20 protein-coding genes are annotated in these 18,215 nt (G+C 67.5%); 11 read left to right on the top strand and 9 right to left on the bottom strand.

Features of this window, described 5'->3' with window-relative positions; genetic code table 11:
• The first annotated feature begins 5 nt into the window (after positions 1-5).
• From MEBOL_RS40535 to MEBOL_RS40525, 3 genes are all read left to right on the top strand, one after another.
• Entirely contained in the window at positions 6-455 is a 450-nt protein-coding gene (locus MEBOL_RS40535) for a MaoC family dehydratase N-terminal domain-containing protein (protein WP_095982420.1), read from the top strand.
• A complete protein-coding gene (locus MEBOL_RS40530; RefSeq protein ID WP_095982419.1) occupies positions 455-1,093 on the top strand; it encodes a MaoC family dehydratase in 639 nt (212 codons plus the stop codon). The genes MEBOL_RS40535 and MEBOL_RS40530 overlap by 1 nt, the downstream gene beginning before the upstream one ends.
• 177 nt (positions 1,094-1,270) lie before the next feature.
• Positions 1,271-3,109 carry an acyl-CoA dehydrogenase family protein gene (locus tag MEBOL_RS40525; RefSeq protein ID WP_095982418.1) on the top strand — a complete coding sequence of 613 codons (1,839 nt, stop codon included), beginning with the start codon at positions 1,271-1,273 and terminating at the stop codon, positions 3,107-3,109.
• A 47-nt stretch (positions 3,110-3,156) separates the two neighbouring features.
• Here MEBOL_RS40525 and MEBOL_RS40520 read toward each other — a convergent pair whose 3' ends face one another.
• The gene (locus MEBOL_RS40520) at positions 3,157-3,609 is read right to left on the bottom strand and encodes an ExbD/TolR family protein (protein WP_095982417.1); all 453 of its coding nucleotides are present in this window, start codon (positions 3,607-3,609) and stop codon (positions 3,157-3,159) included.
• Positions 3,610-3,620: 11 nt separating this feature from the next.
• Entirely contained in the window at positions 3,621-4,328 is a 708-nt protein-coding gene (locus MEBOL_RS40515) for a MotA/TolQ/ExbB proton channel family protein (RefSeq protein WP_095982416.1), read from the bottom strand.
• Between the two features lie 102 nt (positions 4,329-4,430).
• On the opposite strand from MEBOL_RS40515, the gene MEBOL_RS40510 reads away from it, so the two are divergent.
• From MEBOL_RS40510 to MEBOL_RS40475, 8 genes are all read left to right on the top strand, one after another.
• Entirely contained in the window at positions 4,431-5,192 is a 762-nt protein-coding gene (locus tag MEBOL_RS40510) for a DUF4292 domain-containing protein (RefSeq protein ID WP_342747715.1), read from the top strand.
• A gap of 88 nt (positions 5,193-5,280) precedes the next feature.
• Positions 5,281-6,018, top strand: coding sequence for a cyclic di-GMP-binding domain-containing protein, MshE-related (locus MEBOL_RS40505; RefSeq protein ID WP_095982414.1), 738 nt, complete (start codon positions 5,281-5,283; stop codon positions 6,016-6,018).
• Between the two features lie 26 nt (positions 6,019-6,044).
• Entirely contained in the window at positions 6,045-7,109 is a 1,065-nt protein-coding gene (locus tag MEBOL_RS40500; RefSeq protein ID WP_095982413.1) for a GspE/PulE/PilB domain-containing protein, read from the top strand.
• A 9-nt stretch (positions 7,110-7,118) separates the two neighbouring features.
• Positions 7,119-8,111 (top strand): ABC transporter ATP-binding protein, encoded by a 993-nt coding sequence (locus MEBOL_RS40495; RefSeq protein WP_095982412.1) that lies wholly within the window; start codon positions 7,119-7,121, stop codon positions 8,109-8,111.
• Positions 8,108-9,142, top strand: a complete 1,035-nt coding sequence (locus MEBOL_RS40490) for an ABC transporter ATP-binding protein (protein ID WP_095982411.1) — start codon at positions 8,108-8,110, stop codon at positions 9,140-9,142. Before MEBOL_RS40495 ends, MEBOL_RS40490 begins: the two co-directional genes overlap by 4 nt.
• A 1-nt stretch (position 9,143) precedes the next feature.
• Positions 9,144-9,548, top strand: a complete 405-nt coding sequence (locus MEBOL_RS40485; RefSeq protein WP_095982410.1) for a DUF2085 domain-containing protein — start codon at positions 9,144-9,146, stop codon at positions 9,546-9,548.
• Positions 9,549-9,691: 143 nt separating this feature from the next.
• Positions 9,692-10,324, top strand: coding sequence for an RNA polymerase sigma factor (locus MEBOL_RS40480; protein ID WP_095982409.1), 633 nt, complete (start codon positions 9,692-9,694; stop codon positions 10,322-10,324).
• On the top strand, positions 10,321-11,463 hold the full coding sequence (locus MEBOL_RS40475; RefSeq protein WP_095982408.1) for a zf-HC2 domain-containing protein: 1,143 nt from the start codon (positions 10,321-10,323) through the stop codon (positions 11,461-11,463). The genes MEBOL_RS40480 and MEBOL_RS40475 overlap by 4 nt, the downstream gene beginning before the upstream one ends.
• Positions 11,464-11,466: 3 nt before the next feature.
• Here MEBOL_RS40475 and MEBOL_RS40470 read toward each other — a convergent pair whose 3' ends face one another.
• Genes MEBOL_RS40470 through MEBOL_RS40440 form a run of 7 tightly spaced genes read right to left on the bottom strand, consistent with a single transcriptional unit; the run spans position 11,467 to position 18,134 of the window.
• Positions 11,467-12,210, bottom strand: a complete 744-nt coding sequence (locus MEBOL_RS40470; RefSeq protein WP_095982407.1) for a hypothetical protein — start codon at positions 12,208-12,210, stop codon at positions 11,467-11,469.
• Positions 12,207-12,434, bottom strand: a complete 228-nt coding sequence (locus MEBOL_RS40465; protein ID WP_095982406.1) for a hypothetical protein — start codon at positions 12,432-12,434, stop codon at positions 12,207-12,209. Before MEBOL_RS40465 ends, MEBOL_RS40470 begins: the two co-directional genes overlap by 4 nt.
• Complete coding sequence (locus tag MEBOL_RS40460; RefSeq protein WP_095982405.1) at positions 12,431-13,207, bottom strand: hypothetical protein; 777 nt, start codon at positions 13,205-13,207, stop codon at positions 12,431-12,433. Before MEBOL_RS40460 ends, MEBOL_RS40465 begins: the two co-directional genes overlap by 4 nt.
• Complete coding sequence (locus MEBOL_RS40455; protein ID WP_095982404.1) at positions 13,204-13,977, bottom strand: hypothetical protein; 774 nt, start codon at positions 13,975-13,977, stop codon at positions 13,204-13,206. Before MEBOL_RS40455 ends, MEBOL_RS40460 begins: the two co-directional genes overlap by 4 nt.
• Positions 13,968-15,113: a TadE/TadG family type IV pilus assembly protein gene (locus MEBOL_RS40450; protein WP_095982403.1), complete on the bottom strand. Its 1,146-nt coding sequence runs from the start codon at positions 15,111-15,113 to the stop codon at positions 13,968-13,970. Before MEBOL_RS40450 ends, MEBOL_RS40455 begins: the two co-directional genes overlap by 10 nt.
• 8 nt (positions 15,114-15,121) lie before the next feature.
• The gene (locus tag MEBOL_RS40445; RefSeq protein ID WP_342747714.1) at positions 15,122-17,101 is read right to left on the bottom strand and encodes a pilus assembly protein TadG-related protein; all 1,980 of its coding nucleotides are present in this window, start codon (positions 17,099-17,101) and stop codon (positions 15,122-15,124) included.
• 55 nt (positions 17,102-17,156) lie between these two features.
• Positions 17,157-18,134 carry a TadE/TadG family type IV pilus assembly protein gene (locus MEBOL_RS40440; RefSeq protein WP_245919303.1) on the bottom strand — a complete coding sequence of 326 codons (978 nt, stop codon included), beginning with the start codon at positions 18,132-18,134 and terminating at the stop codon, positions 17,157-17,159.
• Positions 18,135-18,215 lie beyond the last annotated feature (81 nt).

Here is an 18,215-nt window from a genome sequence, read left to right as displayed (position 1 = left end):
GGGACATGCTGGACAAGAATGCGATTGGCCGGGCGTCACCGCCGTTCCTGAACGAGGTGGAGAAGGGCGCCATCCGGCGCTTCGCCGAGTCCCTCGGCGACTACAACCCCATCTATTATGACGAGGAGTACGCGCGCGCCTCGGGCTATCCCACCGTGGTGGCGCCGCCCTCCTTCCCCGCGTCGTTCAGCTCCGCGGCGGATCTGCGCGAGCTGCTGGGCGTGGGCATCAAGAGCCTGCTGCACGCCGAGCAGTCCTTCGAGTACGAGCGGCCCATCTTCGCCGGGGACCGCATCTTCGTCGCCACGCGCGTGGCCGAGGTGCTCGAGCGCACGGGTCCCGCGGGCAAGATGGATGTCGCCGTCATCGAGGACGAGGGCCGCGACGAAGAGGGCAACCTCGTGTTCCGTGCCCGCCGCACGCTCATCGTCCGCGCCGCCAAGGAGAACCCGTGATGCCCGCGCGCAAGCTCTACTTCGAAGGCATTCGTGTCGGTGATGAACTGCCGGCGCTCGCCAAGGCCCCCATCGACCGCGTGCAGCTGTCGCGCTACGCCGGTGCCTCGGGTGACTTCAACCCCGTGCACGTGGACGAGGTGTACGCCAAGAGCGTGGGCATGCCGTCCGTCTATGCCCCCGGCATGCTCATCATGGGCATGCTCGGTCAGCTCATCAGTGACTGGGCGCGCGGGGGCCAGCTGCGCCGCTACCACGTGCGTTTCATCAAGATGGTGTGGCCGGGTGACACCGTCGTGTGCAAGGGCCGCGTGAGCGACCGCCACGGCGAGGGCGGCCGCTACTTCGTCGAGGTGGACCTCTGGGCGGAGAACCAGAAGGGCGAGCTGGTGATGAAGGGCAGCTCCGTCATCCAGCTCTTCTACTCGCTCGAGGACGAGAACCGGCAGCGCTCCGGCCAGTCTCCCATCGTCGTGGACGTGCCGCGCGAGAGCCTGCTGCAGGCCCCCGCCAGCGCCGCTCCGGGCGGTGAGGACGACGACACCAAGGGCGGGAGCCTGTCGGGCAAGAAGACGACCTCCAAGCCCGCCGCCAAGACGGCCGTCGCTCCGGACGCCACGAAGAAAGCCAAGAAGTAAGGGTATCCCACTCTCGGATGCCCCGAGGGGCGATGTGCGTCCATCGCCCCTTCAACGCGAGGAGTCATTCGCGGTTGACTCCAGAATCAATCGTCGTAACCTTCCCCCCATCCCACCTGGGGCGCTGGATCGCGCATGTCGTCCGGTCGAGTGCCCCCTCACGTACGGGGAAGTGACATGTCCGCGGGCATCAACACCTACAAGATCGACCTCCGAGAAGTCTTCTTCACGCTGTTCGAGCAGTTCGGCTTCGGCCAGGTCGCTGGACAGGCCCCGTTCGATGCCTGGGGCTCGGAGGAGGCCAAGGCCGTCCTCAACGAGACCTACCGCTTCTCCAAGGACGTGCTCGGGCCCCTCAATGCCTCGGGTGATCGCGAGGGCTGCCGGGTGGAGAACGGCTCCGTCATCACGCCCAAGGGCTTCAAGGAGGCGTGGACGAAGCTCTACGAGCAGGGCTTCAAGACGGTGGGCGTGAGCCCGGATCACGGTGGCCAGGGTGGCCCCATGATGCTGCAGGTGCTCGTCGAGGAGATGCTCTCGGGCGCCAACTCCGCGTTCAACATGTACCCGGGTCTGGCCTTCGGCGCCGCGGAGCTCACCGCCGAGTGCGGCACGCCCGAGCAGAAGAAGCTCTACGTGGAGCGCATGCTCAACGGCACCTGGGGTGGCACCATGTGCCTCACCGAGCCGCAGGCGGGCTCGGACGTGGGCGCCGCGAAGACGACCGCGCGCAAGAACGCGGACGGCACCTACAACATCCGCGGCACGAAGATCTTCATCTCCGGTGGTGATCACGATCTGGCGGAGAACGTCATCCACCTGGTGCTCGCGCGCATCGAGGGCGCGGTGCCGGGCACCAAGGGCCTGTCGCTCTTCATCGTGCCGAAGATCCGCGTGAAGCCGGACGGCTCGCTCCTGGGCCCCAACGACGTCACCCTGGGCTCCATCGAGCACAAGATGGGCATCCGCGCCTCGGCCACGTGTGTGCTGAACTTCGGCGAGAACGACGCGTGTGTGGGCGAGCTCGTGGGCGGCATCGAGAACGTCGGCATGAGCCAGATGTTCAAGATGATGAACGGCGCGCGCATCGCCGTGGGCATCCAGGGCCTGGCGCTCGCGAGCGCGGCCTACTTCAACGCGCTCGAGTACGCGAAGGATCGCAAGCAGGGCGCGCCGATGAACAAGTGGAAGGATCCCACGGCGCCCCGCGCGGCCATCATCGAGCACGCGGACGTGCGCCGCATGCTGCTGGAGATGAAGGCTCACGTGGAGGGCATCCGCGCGCTCCTCGTCAAGCTGGCCATGCACACGGACAAGGCCCACATGCTCGCGGGCAAGGACGACGAGCAGGCCGCCTACCACCGGGGCCAGGTGGAGCTGCTCACGCCGCTCGTCAAGTCGTACGGCTCGGATCAGTCCTTCCGGCTGTGCGCGCAGGCCATCCAGGTGTACGGCGGCGCGGGCTACTGCCAGGACTACCCGGTGGAGCAGTACACGCGTGACTCGAAGATCTTCTCCATCTACGAGGGCACCAACCACATCCAGGCCATGGACCTGGTGGGCCGCAAGATGGGCCAGGCCGGTGGCGCGCACTTCCAGCAGTTCATGGCGGACGTGGGCGCCTTCATCGACGCCCACCGCGAGCACAAGACGTACGGCGAGGCCGTCAAGCAGCTCGCGGCGGCGCAGGAAGGCGTGATGGCGAGCGCCATGGCGGTGCTCGGCTGGTCGCAGGAGCCGGCGAAGATGACGCTCATCCCGCTGTCGGCCAACCGCTTCCTCAACATGATGTCCGAGCTGGCGGTGGGCTGGTTGCTGCTGGACGCGGCCGTCATCGCCGAGCGCGTGGGCGCGAGCGCCACGGGCGACGAGAAGGCCTTCTACGAGGGCAAGAAGTGGAGCGCCCTGTGGTACGCGCGCAACGTGCTGCCCAACGTGGAGCAGGCCGCGCGCATGATGGCCACCGAGGACACCTCGTCCGTGGACATCTCCTTGGAGGCGTTCGGCGCCGTCTGAGCCGACGGACAGCCGTCACGACCCCCGCCGGGCTCCGGCGGGGGTTTTTATTTGGCCTCGCGCACGCCGATGGCGAGCTGGCCGAGACCGGCGCTCTTGGCGAGCTCCATCACCACCACCACCGTGCCATGGGGCACGCCCTCGTCCGCCTGGACGATGACGACGGTGTCCGGGTTCTTCTGTTGGGCGTCGGCGAAGGCGCGCTTGAGCTCGTCCTCGCTCACGACGTTGCCTCCGAGCACGAAGCGCCCATCGGAGAGGATGGCGACGGACAGGTCCGTGGCGCGCGCGGTGACGTCCGTGGCTCCGCCCTTGGGCAGGTTCACCTTGAGGCCCGTCTGCGCGCCGCCACTGGGGGCCTGCTGGACGATGACCGAGCTGGTCACCATGAAGATGATGAGCAGCACGAGGAAGATGTCGGTGAGCGGGGTGATGTTGATCTCCGCGAAGCCGACTTCCTCGCCGTTCTCGCCGTCTCCCGGTGCCTTGCCCATCGCCATGTGAGTGAACCTCAGGTTTCCTGGGGGGAACGTGCGTCCACCGGAGTCACGGGGGCGGGCGTGGAGGCGGGAGCACTCACCGGACGCTCCCGCAGCAGCTCGACGAACTCGTCACCCAACAGCCGCAGTTCCACCAGTACGCGCGCCAGCCGCGCCTGGAAGTAGTTGTAGAAGGCCATGGCCTGCACGGCGACGAGGATACCCACCGCGGTGGCCACCAGCGCCTCGGAGATGCCCGTCATCACCGCGCCCGTGCCTCCGGTGCCACCGCCCGCCACGTCCAGGCCCAGGTCCTTGAAGGACTTCATGATGCCGGCCACCGTGCCGAACAGGCCCACGAAGGGCGTCAGCGAGCCGATGGTGGCCAGCAGCCACAGGTTGCGCCGCAGCCGCAGACCCACCTGGGCGCGCTCGCGCTCCACGGCCGAGTCCACGCCCTCGCCACTGCCCCGCGTGCGCTCGAAGCGGTCGAAGCCGGCCAGGAAGATGTCGGCCACGGCGGCGTCCGAGCGCTCGGTGACGGTGCGGGCCGCGGCGATGTCCCCTCGCAACAGGTGCTTGTGCACGGTGTCCCCGAGCAGCCGCGAGCGCTCGCTCACGCCCCACAGGGTGATGATCCGCTCGATGGCCACCACCAGCGCCACCGTGGAGGCCAGGATGAGGAGGGCGAGGGTGAAGCCGCCGATGCGCAGGTAATGGAGGATGTCGGAAAGGCTCATACGGAAGTGGCCAGGGAGTTCGTCGGGCGCGAGACTTAAGCCATGAACCGCGCAGCCGCAGCAATCTTCCTGGCCCTCATCTGTTCAGGTTGTCCCAAGCGCATGGATTTTGGCCCCCGGGGCCCCATCACCGAGGCCGAGGAACTCTTCCGCCTGACGAGCGCCGCCCAGGACACCGCGGCCACCCTCCAGGGAGAGGGGAAGATCCGGATCGAGACGCCCCAGGGCTCGGGCACCGTCTCGGCCTTCCTGGCCGCCAGCCGTCCGGGCCTGCTCCGGGTGGAGATGTTCGACTTCTTCAACCGACCCATCGCCGTGCTGGTGACGGATGGCCACCGCTTCGGTCTGCTCCAGGCCCAGGAGAACAAGTACTACCAGGGGCCCGCCACGCCCCGGAACCTCTCGCGCTTCCTGCCCGTGGCCCTGCCGAGCGAGGAACTCGTCGCCGTGATGCTCGGCCGGGTGCCCTTCATCCCCGCGGAGCGGATGACGCTCGCCATCGACGAGAAGGAAGGGCTGTACGTGCTCACCCTCGTGAAGGGCCCCGTGTCCCAGGTGCTCCACATCCACCCACGCCACCTGCGCGTGGTGCGCAGCCAGGTGAAGGGCGCGCGTACCTACTCCTTGGAGTATGGCCGCTTCGAGCCCCAGGGTGAATCCGTCTTCCCCCGCGAGGTGAAGCTCCTGGCCGAGTCGGCGGAGACCTCGTTGGATCTGCGCTACACCTCTGTCACGCTCAACGAATCCCCGGATCTCACTCTTTTCGACCTCTCCGTGCCCGAGGACATCCCCGTGGTCGACGTGGACGAGGGGGGCCAGGCGCTGCCTCCGGTCGCACTGCCTCCTGCCTCACCTGGCTCGTGAGCGGGCAGATCAAGAACTCAGCAACCGTTGGAATCTCAGGTACAGTGCCCCGACCAGCGGGTCCGTTCGGGCTCCTACGACTAGCGACATGGCACAGATCAAACTCGGCGAACTGCTCATCAAGGCGAACGTGCTCCAGGAGGGCCAGCTCAAGGCGGCACTCGCGGAGCAGGCGAAATGGGGCGGAAAGCTGGGAGAAATCCTGGTGCGGATGAACCTCGTGTCCGAGGACATCCTGGTGAGGGCGTTGTCCAAGCAGCTCGCCATTCCCGCGGTGAACCTGGACGCGCTCAAGGACATCCCCAAGCACGTGCTCAACCGGGTGCCGGTGCAGACGGCGCGTGACTTCGCCCTGTTGCCCATGCAGTTGCGCGATGACGGCAAGACGCTCGTGGTGGCCATCGCGGATCCGCTCAACGTGCGGCAACTGGACGAGCTGCGCGCCATCACCAAGTGCCGCATCGTGCCCAACGTGGCGGGCCGTACGGCCATCGCCCGGGCCATGGCGCGCTTCTACGACGACGTGAGCGAGCTGGAGGACGCGGACACCAACTTCAAGGTGGTGGACTCGCATGGCCGCACGGTGGTGCGCAACATGAAGGAGCCGGCTCCGGCGCCCGCTCCCGCGCCCGCTCCGACCCCCATGCCCATGGTGCCCTCGCGCGAGACGCCCTCGGTGCGCGGCGGGGGCAGCCCCGTGGAGCTGCTGCGCAGCGTGGAGGAAGTGCAGCGCAAGGAGGTGGCGGCCCTCAAGGCCATGGTGGAGTTGCTCATCGAGAAGGGCGTCTTCACCCGCGACGAGTACCTGGCGAAGGTCAAGCGTTAAGCCGTCCACCCACCCCTCGGTCCTCAATGCGCAAGAAGATCGGTGAGCTGCTCCTCGAATCCGGTGCGGTCAATCCGGAGCAGATCCGCACGGCGCTCGGCCAACAGCGCAGCCGTGGCCACAGTCAGCGGTTGGGCTCGGTGATCGTCACGCTGGGCTTCGCCTCGTCCACCGAGGTGGCCCGGGCCCTGGCGCGTCAGGCGAATCTGCCCTTCGTCCAACTGTCGGAGATCCCCGCGTCCGTGCGCGCGCTCGTGCCGATCGACTTCCAGGTCGAGCACCGTGTCGTCCCGTTCCAGCTCGAGCGGGAAGGGCGCAGTGAGCGGCTGCACGTGGCCGTGGATGACCCCTCGGATCTCTCCCTCGTGGACGAGCTGAGCTTCCAGCTCAACAAGCCCATCCGCGTGCACGTGGCGTCCGAGGACGACCTGGACCATGCGTTGGATCTGATCAGTGGCCGCGTGGTGGCCGGAGTCGTCCTGGAGGATGACTCCGGGGCGCCCATGGAGCTCGAGCACGGTTCCGAGACGCCCTCTGAGCTGCCCCTGATGGAATGGGATCTGCCCACCGGCCAGCCGCCGCGCGCGGATGACATTGACGACAGTTCTCACCGTTCCTCGACGAGGTCCGCCTTGAAGCCCAAGCCCCCGGCGCCGCCCCCCTTCTCCGACGACGACGAGATCACCCTCATCACGCCCAAGCACGCGCAGAAGGGCCGGGCCGCGACGCCGCCACCACCTCCTCCTCCGCAGGAGAGCGAGGAGGTGCTGGATGAACTGCTCGGCGAGCCCGACGACGAGGAGACGCCGCTGCCCGTGGCCCAGCCGAGCAAGAAGGGCGTGCCGGTGGTCGTCTTCGGAGGGGCCGCCAAGGGCGCGCCGCAGCCCACGCCCCGGCCGGAGCTGCCCGACATCTCCGAGGAGGACCTCAAGGTGCTCGAGGACATCGAGCGCATGGCGGACGGGGCCGAGGCGGAGCTGCACACGGAGAAGGTGAAGCCCGCGCGCATGGTGGCCAGCCTCATTCGCCTGCTCATCCGCAAGCGCCTCATCCGCGAGGAGGAGTTCCTCGAGGAGCTGTCGCGCAAGTAGTGCCTCGCCATGTCCGAGCCCCTCCTCGACGTTCGCGGACTCAAGACCCGGCTGGAGCTGGAGGCGGGACCGGTCCTGGCCGTGGACGACGTGTCGTTCTCCATCCCGCCGGGGGGCACGCTCGGCGTCGTGGGGGAGAGTGGCTGTGGCAAGAGCCTCACCGCGCTCTCGGTGATGAGGCTGGTGCCGGATCCTCCGGTCCGCGTGGTGGGGGGCAGCATCCGCTTCCAGGGCGAGGAACTGCTCGCCCTGTCCGAGGCGAGGATGCGCCGCCTGCGGGGACGCCACCTGTCCATGATCTTCCAGGAGCCGATGACGTCCCTCAACCCCGTCTACACGGCGGGCGAGCAGATCGCCGAGGGGGTGCGGCTGCACCAGGGCCTGTCGCGCGCCGCCGCGCGCGAGCACGCGGTGGAGATGTTGCGGCAGGTGGGCATTCCCGCGCCCGAGCAGCGCGTGGACAGCTATCCCCACCAGCTCTCCGGCGGGATGCGCCAGCGGGTGATGATCGCCATGGCGCTCGCCAGTGGACCGGAATTGCTCATCGCCGACGAGCCCACCACGGCGCTGGACGTCACCATCCAGGCGCAGATCCTCGAGTTGCTCAAGCGGCTCCAGGTGGAGCGGCGCATGGCGGTGATGCTCATCACCCACGACCTGGGCGTGGTGGCGGGCAGTTGTGACGCGGTGGTGGTGATGTACGCGGGACGGGTGGTGGAGCGCTCTCCGGTGAAGGCGTTGTTCCGCCAACCGGCGCACCCCTACACGGCGGGGCTCCTGCGCTCCATTCCCTCGCTCCAGACGGGCGGCGAGCCAGGACAGCGGCCCCGGTTGAGGACGATTCCCGGCATGGTGCCGAGCCTGAGCCGGTTGCCCGGGGGCTGCCGCTTCCGCGATCGGTGTGAGCGCGCGCTGGAGGTCTGCGCGCGGGTGGATCCGCCCCTGGAGTCCAAGCGCGACGGACAGGAAGCCGCCTGCCACAATCCGGTGCCCGCGCCATGAGTGACGAGCCCCTGCTTCGAGTCCGGGACGTGAAGACGCATTTCCCGGTGCGCGGCGGCCCCTGGGGCCGTGTTCGCGGCACCGTGAAGGCGGTGGATGGCGTCAGCTTCGATGTGCGGCGAGGCGAGACGCTCGGGTTGGTGGGGGAGAGTGGCTGTGGCAAGAGCACCCTGGGCCGGACGTTGCTTCGGCTCGTGGAGCCCACGTCCGGCTCCATCCGCTTCGAGGGCCGGGAGCTGACGGGCCTGTCCCAGCGCGAGCTGCGCCCCTTGCGGCGGCGCATGCAGCTCGTCTTCCAGGATCCCTATGCCTCGCTCAACCCGCGCATGTCCGTGCGGGAGATCCTGGGCGAGCCCTTCGCCATCCACGGACTCGAGCGTGGCCAGGCCCGTGAGGAGAAGGTGGCGGGGCTATTGGACTTGATGGGCCTGCCGCGCGAGGCCCTGGGGCGCTATCCGCACGAGTTCTCCGGCGGCCAGCGCCAGCGCATCGGCATCGCCCGGGCCATCGCCCTGCGGCCGGACCTGGTCGTCGCCGATGAGCCCATCAGCGCGCTCGACGTGTCGATCCAGGCACAGATCGTCAACCTGCTGGTGGATCTGCAACGTGAACTGGGGCTCACCTACGTCTTCATCGCGCACGACCTGAAGATCGTGGAGTACGTCTCCACCCGGGTGGCGGTCATGTACCTGGGCCGCATCGTGGAACTGGCGGACGCGGCGGACCTCTACCGCGCGCCTCGTCATCCCTACACCCAGGCGTTGTTGTCGGCGGTGCCCGTGCCGGATCCCGAGCACCTCCGCGCACGCATCCTCCTCAAGGGCGACGTGCCTTCGCCGCTCGCGCCGCCGCCGGGCTGTCCATTCCATCCCCGCTGCCCCTACGCGATGGAGCGCTGCCGGAAGGAGACGCCGCCGCTCTACACACTGGACAATGGGCACACGGCCGCGTGCTTCCTCGTGGAGGAGGCCGCGCGTGAGCGTCCCGCTCCCACCCCCTCGGGGGACGCGTCCACGGAATCGGGAGGGTAGGGTGTTCTGGCTCAGTCACCATCACCCGGAGGAGTACAACCGCACGTACGTGCTCGGTGGCGTCCGGGTCTGCGCTCGCTGTCTGGGCACCTACCCCATCCTGTTCGCGACCCTGGTGGCGCTCTTCAAGTTGCGTGCCCCCCTGTCGTGGTCCTGGGACGTGCCCATGGTGCTGGGTCTCACCCTTCCCGCGCTGGTGGACTGGGCGGTGGGCCGTTTCCGTCCCCAAGGGGGATCCAACGCCGTGCGTACCCTCACTGGGATCCTGCTGGGCATGGCGCTTGGCCGTTCCCTGTTCATCCACATTCAGAGGCCTCTGCCCCAGGTGCTCGTATGGCAGGCCGCTTTGGTGGCGCTCGTCGCGATTCCCGTCATGTTCGCCACGTCGCGGGATTCAAAACCCTGAGCCTCCAGGCGTGACAGCGACGCTTCGCCCTGTCATTCTCGCCACTTACGGAAGCCCGCCGAACGAGTAGACCCGAATAGGCCCCTGCCCGTTGAAGCGGGCAGTGGGGATGAGGGAAGGCGCGGGGCCCTGGAATTGGGGGAGTGTTGGGACCGGAGATCTCAGACGAACGGTTGATGCTCGCCTTTCGGGCGGGAGACGCCCGTGCGTTCGAGACATTGGTGCGCAGGCACCGGGATCCGGTGTTCAACTTCATCCTCCGGTTCACCGGACACGCGGCGCGGGCGGAAGATGTCCTTCAGGAAACGTGGTTGAAGGTGGTGCGCAGCGCACCCGAGTACGAGACGCGGGCGAAGTTCACCACCTGGCTCTATACGATCGCGAGGAACCTCTGCGTGGACAGCGCGCGTAAAGAGAGCTACCGGCAGACGGCCTCGCTCGAGGCACCCATGACGGGGGCCGAGGGTGAAGAGGGCCGGTCGTTGGGTGAAGCGCTCCCCGACGAGGGGGCCAGCCCCGAGAGGGGTGCCTACAATGCCCGTATACGGCCGCTGCTGGAGCGTGCGTTGGCCGGCCTTCCCGAGGAACAGCGCGAGGTGTTCGTGCTGCGCGAGTACAGCGGCATCCCCTTCAAGGAGATCGCCGAGGTCACGGGCGTGCCCGAGAACACGGTGAAGAGCCGCATGCGCTATGCGCTGGAAGGCCTGCGCCGGCGGCTGGCGGAATTGGGCGTGGACGGCGATCTGGCCGAGGACGGAAAGACGGTGGCGGGATGAAGACCCAGAGCGCCCACGCATATGAGGATCGTCTGCTGGACTTCGCCTACGAAGAGCTTCCGGAATCCGAGGCCCATCAGGTGAAGCAGCACGTCCAGGACTGTTCGCGTTGCGCGGCGGCCCTGCGGGACATTCGCGGCGTACGCGGCTCCATGTCCCGTCTTCCGAAGGTCTCGGCGCCGGACGCGGGACTGGAGTCCTTGCTGGCCTATGCGCAGCAGTCCGCGCGCCGCTCCTCCATGGGAGCCGAGCCCGCGCAGCGTTGGTGGCGCCGCTTGTTGGCTCCCGCGTTGAGCGCGGCGGCCCTGGGGGTCGTGGGAATCGTGACCGTCCAGATGAGCCAGGAGGCGTCGCCGGTGTCGCCGGCGGCGTCGAAGCAGAGCTCGCAGGAGGCGTCTTCCCGCCGTGCCAAGGCCGAGTCCGTGCCAGCCGCCGCGCCCGCCCCCGCCCCCGTGGTGTCGGCTCCCGCCGCCCAGGTTTCGGCCGAGGTGAGCGAGCGGCATACGCGGCTCGACAATCGGATCCGCGAGGAGCAGCGCGCCGCGCCCATGGGCAAGGCGTTGCCCTCGAAATCGGCGCGTCTGTTCGAGGCGGAGGACATGGGCAGCGGGGGTGGGTTTCCGGCGAAGAAGCGCTCGGCGGATTTTGGCCAGGTGAAGCGCCAGCCCGCGCCCCGGGCGGTGCACGAGGAAGAGGCGAGTCGCGATGACGCCTACGCCGCGGCGGGGGTCATGGCCGAGGCACCTCCGCCTCTTCCCGCCGCGACCGCTCCGGCCGCGCCGTTGGAGCAGAAGGCGAAGGAGGCCCTGGCCGAGCCGGTCTCGAAGCCCCAGGCGGCACGCTCCGCTGGTGCTGCCTCCGTGTCCCCGAGGGACCTTCTCCGGCAGGCCGATGGGGCCGCTCGCGCGGGTGATCGGGAACAGGAGATCGTCTACCTGCGCCGCGCCGTGGCGGCGGGTGAGCAGGACGTGGCGGTGCTCTCCCGGTTGTGTCAGGCGGAAGCCGCGTTGGGCCACCGGCGCAACGCGATCGAGTCCTGCTCGCGGGTGCTGGGGGTGGCGCCGGGCTCCAGTGAGGCCCTGAAGGCCCAACGCCTTCTCGACGAGGACTTGCGCCCGGCTGACTCCGAGGCGCGTTAGTCGTCATGGCATCTGCGGAGGGCGCGTGTCGATCTCCGGGTTGAAGGCGCCCCGGAAGACCACGGGCTCGCCCGCCGGGAGGAGTTGGAGCCGCCAGGGTTCTCCCTCGGGGGAGATGCCAATGGCCTGGAGTTCGTAGGCGATGCCGCCCTCCATCACGTAGAGCAGCAGCGTCCCGGGCGGCACGCCCTCGGGCAGCGTGTCGGGCTTGTCCACCTTCTGGATGTGGTAGGCGAGGGGCTCGAAGGAGCGCGTGCGCACCGGGGTGGGCTCTCCGTGGGTGACCTTCTGGAGCGCCACCCGCCAGGCTTCCACGTCCTCCTCGAGGGCTCCCCGGTTCTGCAACTCGGGGATCTGGAGCCCATGGAGCGCCCGGGCCGTCTGGAGGATCTTCAGGTTGGCGGAGTCGGCGGTCCGCCCGGGGACGGGCCCCGCGCGGTCTCTCCACAGCACCAGTCCCAGGGCGCCGAGGATGAGCACGGACCAGGGCAGCCGCGCGCTGCGTCCCCGGAGCGCCTGCACCAGGATGACGCCCATGCCGAGGAGTGCCGCGAGCACCGCCAGCATCACCTCCACACGTGGGGGCGGCCCGGCGTGAAACACCTGCCGCTGGGCGCGAAGGAGCTGTTCGAACTCCGGAGAGCCGACCACGACGCAAATGGCGGTGAAGCCTCCGAAGAGGATTCCATGGACGAGCCGCAGCGAGAACGGGGAGCCGGACGCCGCGGGTGGGGTCGAGGTTTTCACGGGAACGGCAGGTTCAGCACGAAGTAGAACGAGTCGTAGTAGACCTGATACGCGCGCAAGAAGGCGTGGATGATGTTCACCTTCTGCTCACCCGAGCCGAAGTTGATGGTCAGCGACAGCATGAGGCCGAGGACGAGCACGTAGTTGATGATGGAGTACTCGACCATGGCCTGCCCACGACGGGCGCGGCGGGCGGCTTTGGGACGGCGGACGGGCGTCTTCATGGGGTGGGGTCCTTCTGCTGAGTGAAGGGGGGCGCCAAGCCGCCCCCGGGCTCCAGGGTAATCTTCTTGTCGGACGGAGAGGGAAGCACCATGCGCGGCTTGGCGTCCACGCCGTAGTCGCGCGCCTCCATCGAGTACTTGATCGCCGGGAACTCGATCTTCGCCAGGTGCAGCAAGGGGATCTCCCGGCTGATCCAATAGCGCTTGAGGACGAGCTTGCGGTAGCGGGCCTCCATGGGCTCGGCCGTCACGGTGCCCGCGAGCGTCATGAGCCGCGTGGGCTTGCCCCGGAACACGGTGGACTCCGGGCCCGCGGGGATTGTCTCCGAGGGAGGCGGCTGCTCGGGACGGGACGGGGGCGTCTGCGCGTCGGACTGGCTGAAGAAGAAGGGCAGGGCGGACGTGTCCACTTCCTGCACCTTCTCATAACCCTGGGTGACGAACAGCCGGGACACACCTTCCGAACTCAGTCCCAGGTCCCGCGTCACCAGCATGCGGAACTGGGCCAGGGGGGCCTTGAGTTCCCAGTGCTTGCCGAACTCCATCTCCAGCCACACCGCGTCACGGCCCTTGGCATCCTTGTCCTCGCCCACGACGGCCAGACGCACGAAGCCGGGCTGGGGACCACCGTCCATCTGGTACGTCACCCACTCGCCCACGCGGGCCTCGAGCCGCTGGGGCGCGGCCTCGAAGAGCATCCGGCCCTCGCGACCCAACTTCGGGGGCGCGGCGCCCATCAGCGCCACCGCCAGGACACACCAGAGCGCCCTCATGGCTTCTTCCCCGGCTGACGGGCGCGCGCGGCTTCCTCGCGGCTCCGACGCACGGCATCCGCGTTGGGCATGCCGTCGGGACGGTCCGTGCCCACCCACGCCTGGGACACCGCCACGCGCGTGGACTCGAGCTCGACCAGCGTGTTGAGCGTCTGCTCGGCACCGCGCGCGTACTCGAGCACGACGGTGCGCTGTCCATCCAGCTTGCCCCCGGACTCGCGCACCAGCTTGAAGCCCGAGGCCGTCAGTTTCGACGTGAGCTCCTGGCGCACCTCGTCCAGTCCGCGCTCCACGATCTCGGTCCGGCTGCGGGTTGCTCCCGCCTCATCGCGCGAACCCACTTCCGAGTGGAAGAGCGAGTTCTCCATCTGCACGAAGGGGCTCTTGCCCGCCGCGGAGGGCTTCTCGTACAGCCACATGTCCTTCAACACGCTGAAGCCCACGGTCTTGCCCTGGTGCTTGCGCAGCACGATGGCGCGTTGCAGGCCCTCGCGCGTGTAGAAGGCCGCCACCACCGCTTCGTCCTTCAGGTCCCCCTCCACGACGACGGGATAGCCCTGCTTGGTCCAGTACTCGTGGAAGTACTTCGCCACCTGGGGAATCGAGTCCTTCGTGGTGAAGTAGGCCATGCGGTGATACTCGCCGCCGATGACCAGGTCGTTGCCGATGCGCGTGTGGACGGTGCCCGGATAGACGGCGAGCTCCTGCTCGGCGGATGCCGGGCGGGCCCACAACCCCAGGAGCAACAGGGAGAGGATGCTTACTCGCACGTGATCTTCTGCTCGTTCTTGTCCCGGCTGGTGCCTTCACCGAGGCCGCGGCTGTTGGGCATGTCCGCCTGGGCCTTCTTGCAACCCATGAAGTGCTCACCCCGGGCGTCGAAGATGTTCTTGTAGAGGGAGCGGCTGTAGGCCTGGGTGTCGCGGAAGGGCGCGGTGTCGAAGCAGCGCTGCCTCCGGTCGATCTCCTCCTCGTCCAGGCCGGGGATGTCCTCCAGGTTGTTGAGGCCCGAGGTGGCGGTATGCAGCCCCTTGTTGCAGCCGCGCGTGTTGGACGAGCTGGTGTAGTTGTGGGCCGTCACGAAGGTGCCGAAGAAGGCGGGGAAGATGAGGTCGAGCGTGCCCGTGAGCCGGTCCAGCTTCGTGTCCTTGAGGAACTCCCCCGCGCTCAGGAACTTCATCCGATCGACCTGCAGGGCGATGCCATGCCGGCTGTTGCCGCCGGTGTGATCGCCCGCTCGGTACTCGCTCATCACGGCGTCGCCACCATCGGGCAGATGCCAGCCGTTGGCGATGAGCGTGTAGCGGTTCTTGATGGGCATGTTGCCCAGATCCCGTCCACCCCAGTTGTCGACGGTGTAGAAGCCGCCCCGCTCCTTCTGCAGGTATTGGCGGGGCATGAGGGTATTGGAGAGCGTGCTGGTGAGCTCCACTTCCACCTGGCCCTTGGTGTTGAACTTGAAGCGGTCCAGGAGGAAGTTGAGGGGCTGGCCGGCGCCATTGCCACCTTGCGTGACGCGGCTCAGGTCGATGCCCGCCACGGTCTGGTTCTTCACCGTCACCTGCGGCGCGGCGGCGCTCAGCAAGGTGCCGAACCGGCTGTTGATGTCGAGCGAGTCCATGTCCTTGTAGCGCTCGGTGGCCTCTTGCACCGCGGAGTCCATGGCGGTCTGGAAGGCCTGATCATGGTTCGCGTTGGCGAAGTCGCTCAGCGTGTAGCTGCTCATCTCCCAGGCGACGTACCGGCTGGCTTCCTGCAGCTTGTATTTGGCCCGGATGATGTCGGTCAGATAGATGCTGAAGAAGAGGATGGACACCAGGATGGGCGTCACGAGCGCGAACTCGACGACGGCGGCGCCGCGCCGGGCTCGTCTGCTTCTGCTGCTGAAGGGGCGGGAGCGGAGCATGACGGGCCTTAGTGGGTGATGATCTTGGCGGGCGCGTCCTTGACCGCGGCCGGCAGGGCGTTCGACAGCTGGTTGATGAGCGGCAGCGAGTTCTTGCCCTGCCACACGGCCGCCAGACGGGGCCGCCAGTAGGGATTGAAGAAGTTGGGCTGCTCGGCCCAGTTGCCCGGCCGGTGGTAGTACGTCTGCCCGCGGGAGATGACGTTCATGCCCTCCGCGAGGGACAGGAACTTCTTGCGATCATTGTCCAGATCGAGCGTCTCCGCGCCCGCCGAGCCCAGGGTGACGGTGAGCTTGCCCGTGGAGTTGAGCAGGGCCGGGGTGTTGTGGGTGGCCCCGGTGGCGTCGGCCTTCGTGTTGTGCAACTGCTGGGTGTTCTTGTTGAGCATCACCCAGGTGGAGGGCTGGTTGAAGTCGTGCTCGCGCGTGGCCATGTTGCCGATGCTGGCCTTGGAGAAGGCACCCACGGCGCAGTCGTTCGCGTAGTCACCCGGCTCGAAGTGGGGGAAGGGCACGATGCCGTCCCACGGGTGGTTGTTGTCCTTCTTGTCGATGTGGGTGTTGGCGGTGAACACGTCCAGCTTGAAGACGCAGACGCCCAGGATCTTCGCCACGCAGAACTTGTACTGGTAGAGCCCCACGTCCTTGTCGGACTTCGACTTGGCCTCGCCGGGGAAGACGACCCGCCAGTGGATGCCCTTCCTGCGGTAGTCGCCGCTGCTCATGGCCCAGATGCTGGGCTCGAGCGTGCTGTCGCGGTCCTCGCGGGGATCACCCCAGCACTTGCGCCACGTGCGGTCATCGCCGCCTCCCGGGTACTTGGGGCAGCTGAACGGGTTGAAGATCTGACCCACGCCCGGCACGCCCAGCGAGGCGGGCCCCATCTTGATGTAGTACGGGTCATCCGAGCCGAGCACGTCGCCCTGGGCGAGCATGCCCATGGGCTTGTCGGGCAGATCGTTGACCTCGCGGATCTTGTTCTTCCCCTGGGCGCGCGGCTTCTTCGTCTCCTCGTTGATGTCGCCATAGCCGAGCTTGAACGTGAGAAAGCGCGTCTGTCCCCACTTGGGAATGGCGTCCAGCAGCATCTCCAGGGGCTTGAGCCAATCGGGGATGGGCAGCAGCTGGCCCAGGCGCCGATCCGTGACCATCGTCTCCGGGCACGCGTTGAAGAGGTTGTCCTTGTCCTTGTTGCAGGCGTAGCGGGTGGCGTTGGTGATGCCCGCCATGACGCGCTTGGCCCGGGCGACCTTGCTGTCCTCGTTGCGCGCGGACGGATCCAGGGCCTTGAGGGGATTGGCCGGACTCAGGGGCTTGCCGTTGGCCTCCTCGTAGTGCGCCCGGCTGTAGAGGCATTGGTTGATGGCCCCGGTGATGGCCTGCGAGGCCAGCGAGTCCACGTTGGGATCGTTCGCCTGGATGATCGCGTTGGAGGTGCCCATCACATAGGTGGACGTGGATAACATCACCGCCGTCGCCGCTCCGGCCATCACCGAGTTGAGGACTCGATGGGCGGGGATGATGACGGTGCCAATCACCTGGTCCGCGAAGTCCAGGATGGGCTGGAGAAGCAGCAGCACCCCCTTGAGCGCCGAGATGATCGCGTCCAGCGCCTTCATGATGACGCCGATGTAGGGCAGGTTGTCGAGGATGCCGCAGATGACCGGCCAGAAGACGCCGCTGCGGCTGTCCTTGGGAAAGCACGGTCCGATGGTGCGGATGAGCCCGTACATGTCCGTGAGGAAGGCCTGCACGGAGAACAGGAACGAGTCCGTGGACTGCCAGATCATCGCCGACACGTAGTGGGACACCTGCGTGCGGTTGGTGAAGGCGTAGAAGTTGAAGGCGCGCGCCTCCATGGCGGCGGTGGAGTAGGCCGCCGCGTCGGCCGTGTTCTGCAGCCGGATGCGCTCGTGCACGCTGTGCCCGATGTTCACCGTCGTCATGAGCGCGATGCTCAGGATGAGCATCAGGAGGCAGGCGAGCACGAGGGCCTGGCCTTCCTGGCGCCGAAGGCCGCGTCGGAAAGCGCGAGTCAACATGTCACAGGCCCCAATCCGGGTTCAGGTGCATCAACCACTTGTAATAGAAGTTCGACTGCATCCTCATGCTGTACGTCGCCGTCAGCGGGATGAAGTAGCGCTTGCCCACGATGCTCGACAGCAGGGGAATGCTGCCGGTGGCCAGTCCCCACAACACGGTCATCTCGATCCGGTAGAGCGTGTTGTAGCCGCGCTCGTGCGCGAGCCCTCGCACGGGCGCCATGGCCACCTGGTTCATGCCACCCTGCTGGTTGGTCATGCTCACCTGCGTGTTGAGCGTGGGCTTGTAGATGGCTCCGCCCAGCGACACGCCGGCGTTGGCCGCCCACCAGGCGGTGAAGATGATCCAGTTGGCGAAGGGCACCCGCAGCTCGTACCAGTAGCGCACGCGAATGCTCAGCACGGTGGCCTTGCGGTAGACCTCCTCGCCGTTGTCCGGCAGGGGGAGGTTGAAGAACTTGGCGATCTTCGACTCGAGCGCCGGCACCTCGGGGTAGGTGTCCGGGCCATCGAAGTCCAGCTCCTTCCAGTTGGCGCCCGAGCGCAGCTTCCACACGCTCTGGATGGGCGAGTACCAGGCGGGGCTCACCGTGTCGACGCGCACCTGTCCGAAGAGGTTGGAGCCGTTCACCGTGGCGGGCACGACCGAGTTCTTGTTCGGCCAGGCCAGCAACTGCAGCGCCTCGTCATAGGCCTGGGCGATCGCCCACGTCTTGCCCAGGTTGAGCAGGTCATCCGTACGGCCCATGGTGGGCAGCAGCGCGACGATGGCCGCGTCGTGCATGCGCTCGTTGTTGCCGTTCCACACGATGCCCGTGCGCGCCGCGGCGAATGCCGCGTACTCCGTCATCAACTTCGCCTGCTGCATCATCGTCAGTTGGATGAGGCCCAGGCCGAGGAACACCATCAACGGAAGGACCAGTGCCGACTCGACCGCCGCTTGACCTGATTGTCGGGACCGGGGGGGATGTTCACTCATGGATACCTCCATCTAGCGACATCCCGGAAGAAGGGAGTATCCGTCAGGTGGCCGCTGGCTCTGGAGGAGGGGGGAGGATGC

It is taken from the genome of Melittangium boletus DSM 14713, assembly GCF_002305855.1.
Classification (GTDB): Bacteria; Myxococcota; Myxococcia; order Myxococcales; family Myxococcaceae; genus Cystobacter; species Cystobacter boletus.
The sequence above is the reverse complement of the archived record's forward strand: the minus strand, read 5'-3'. Positions and strand labels throughout refer to the sequence as shown.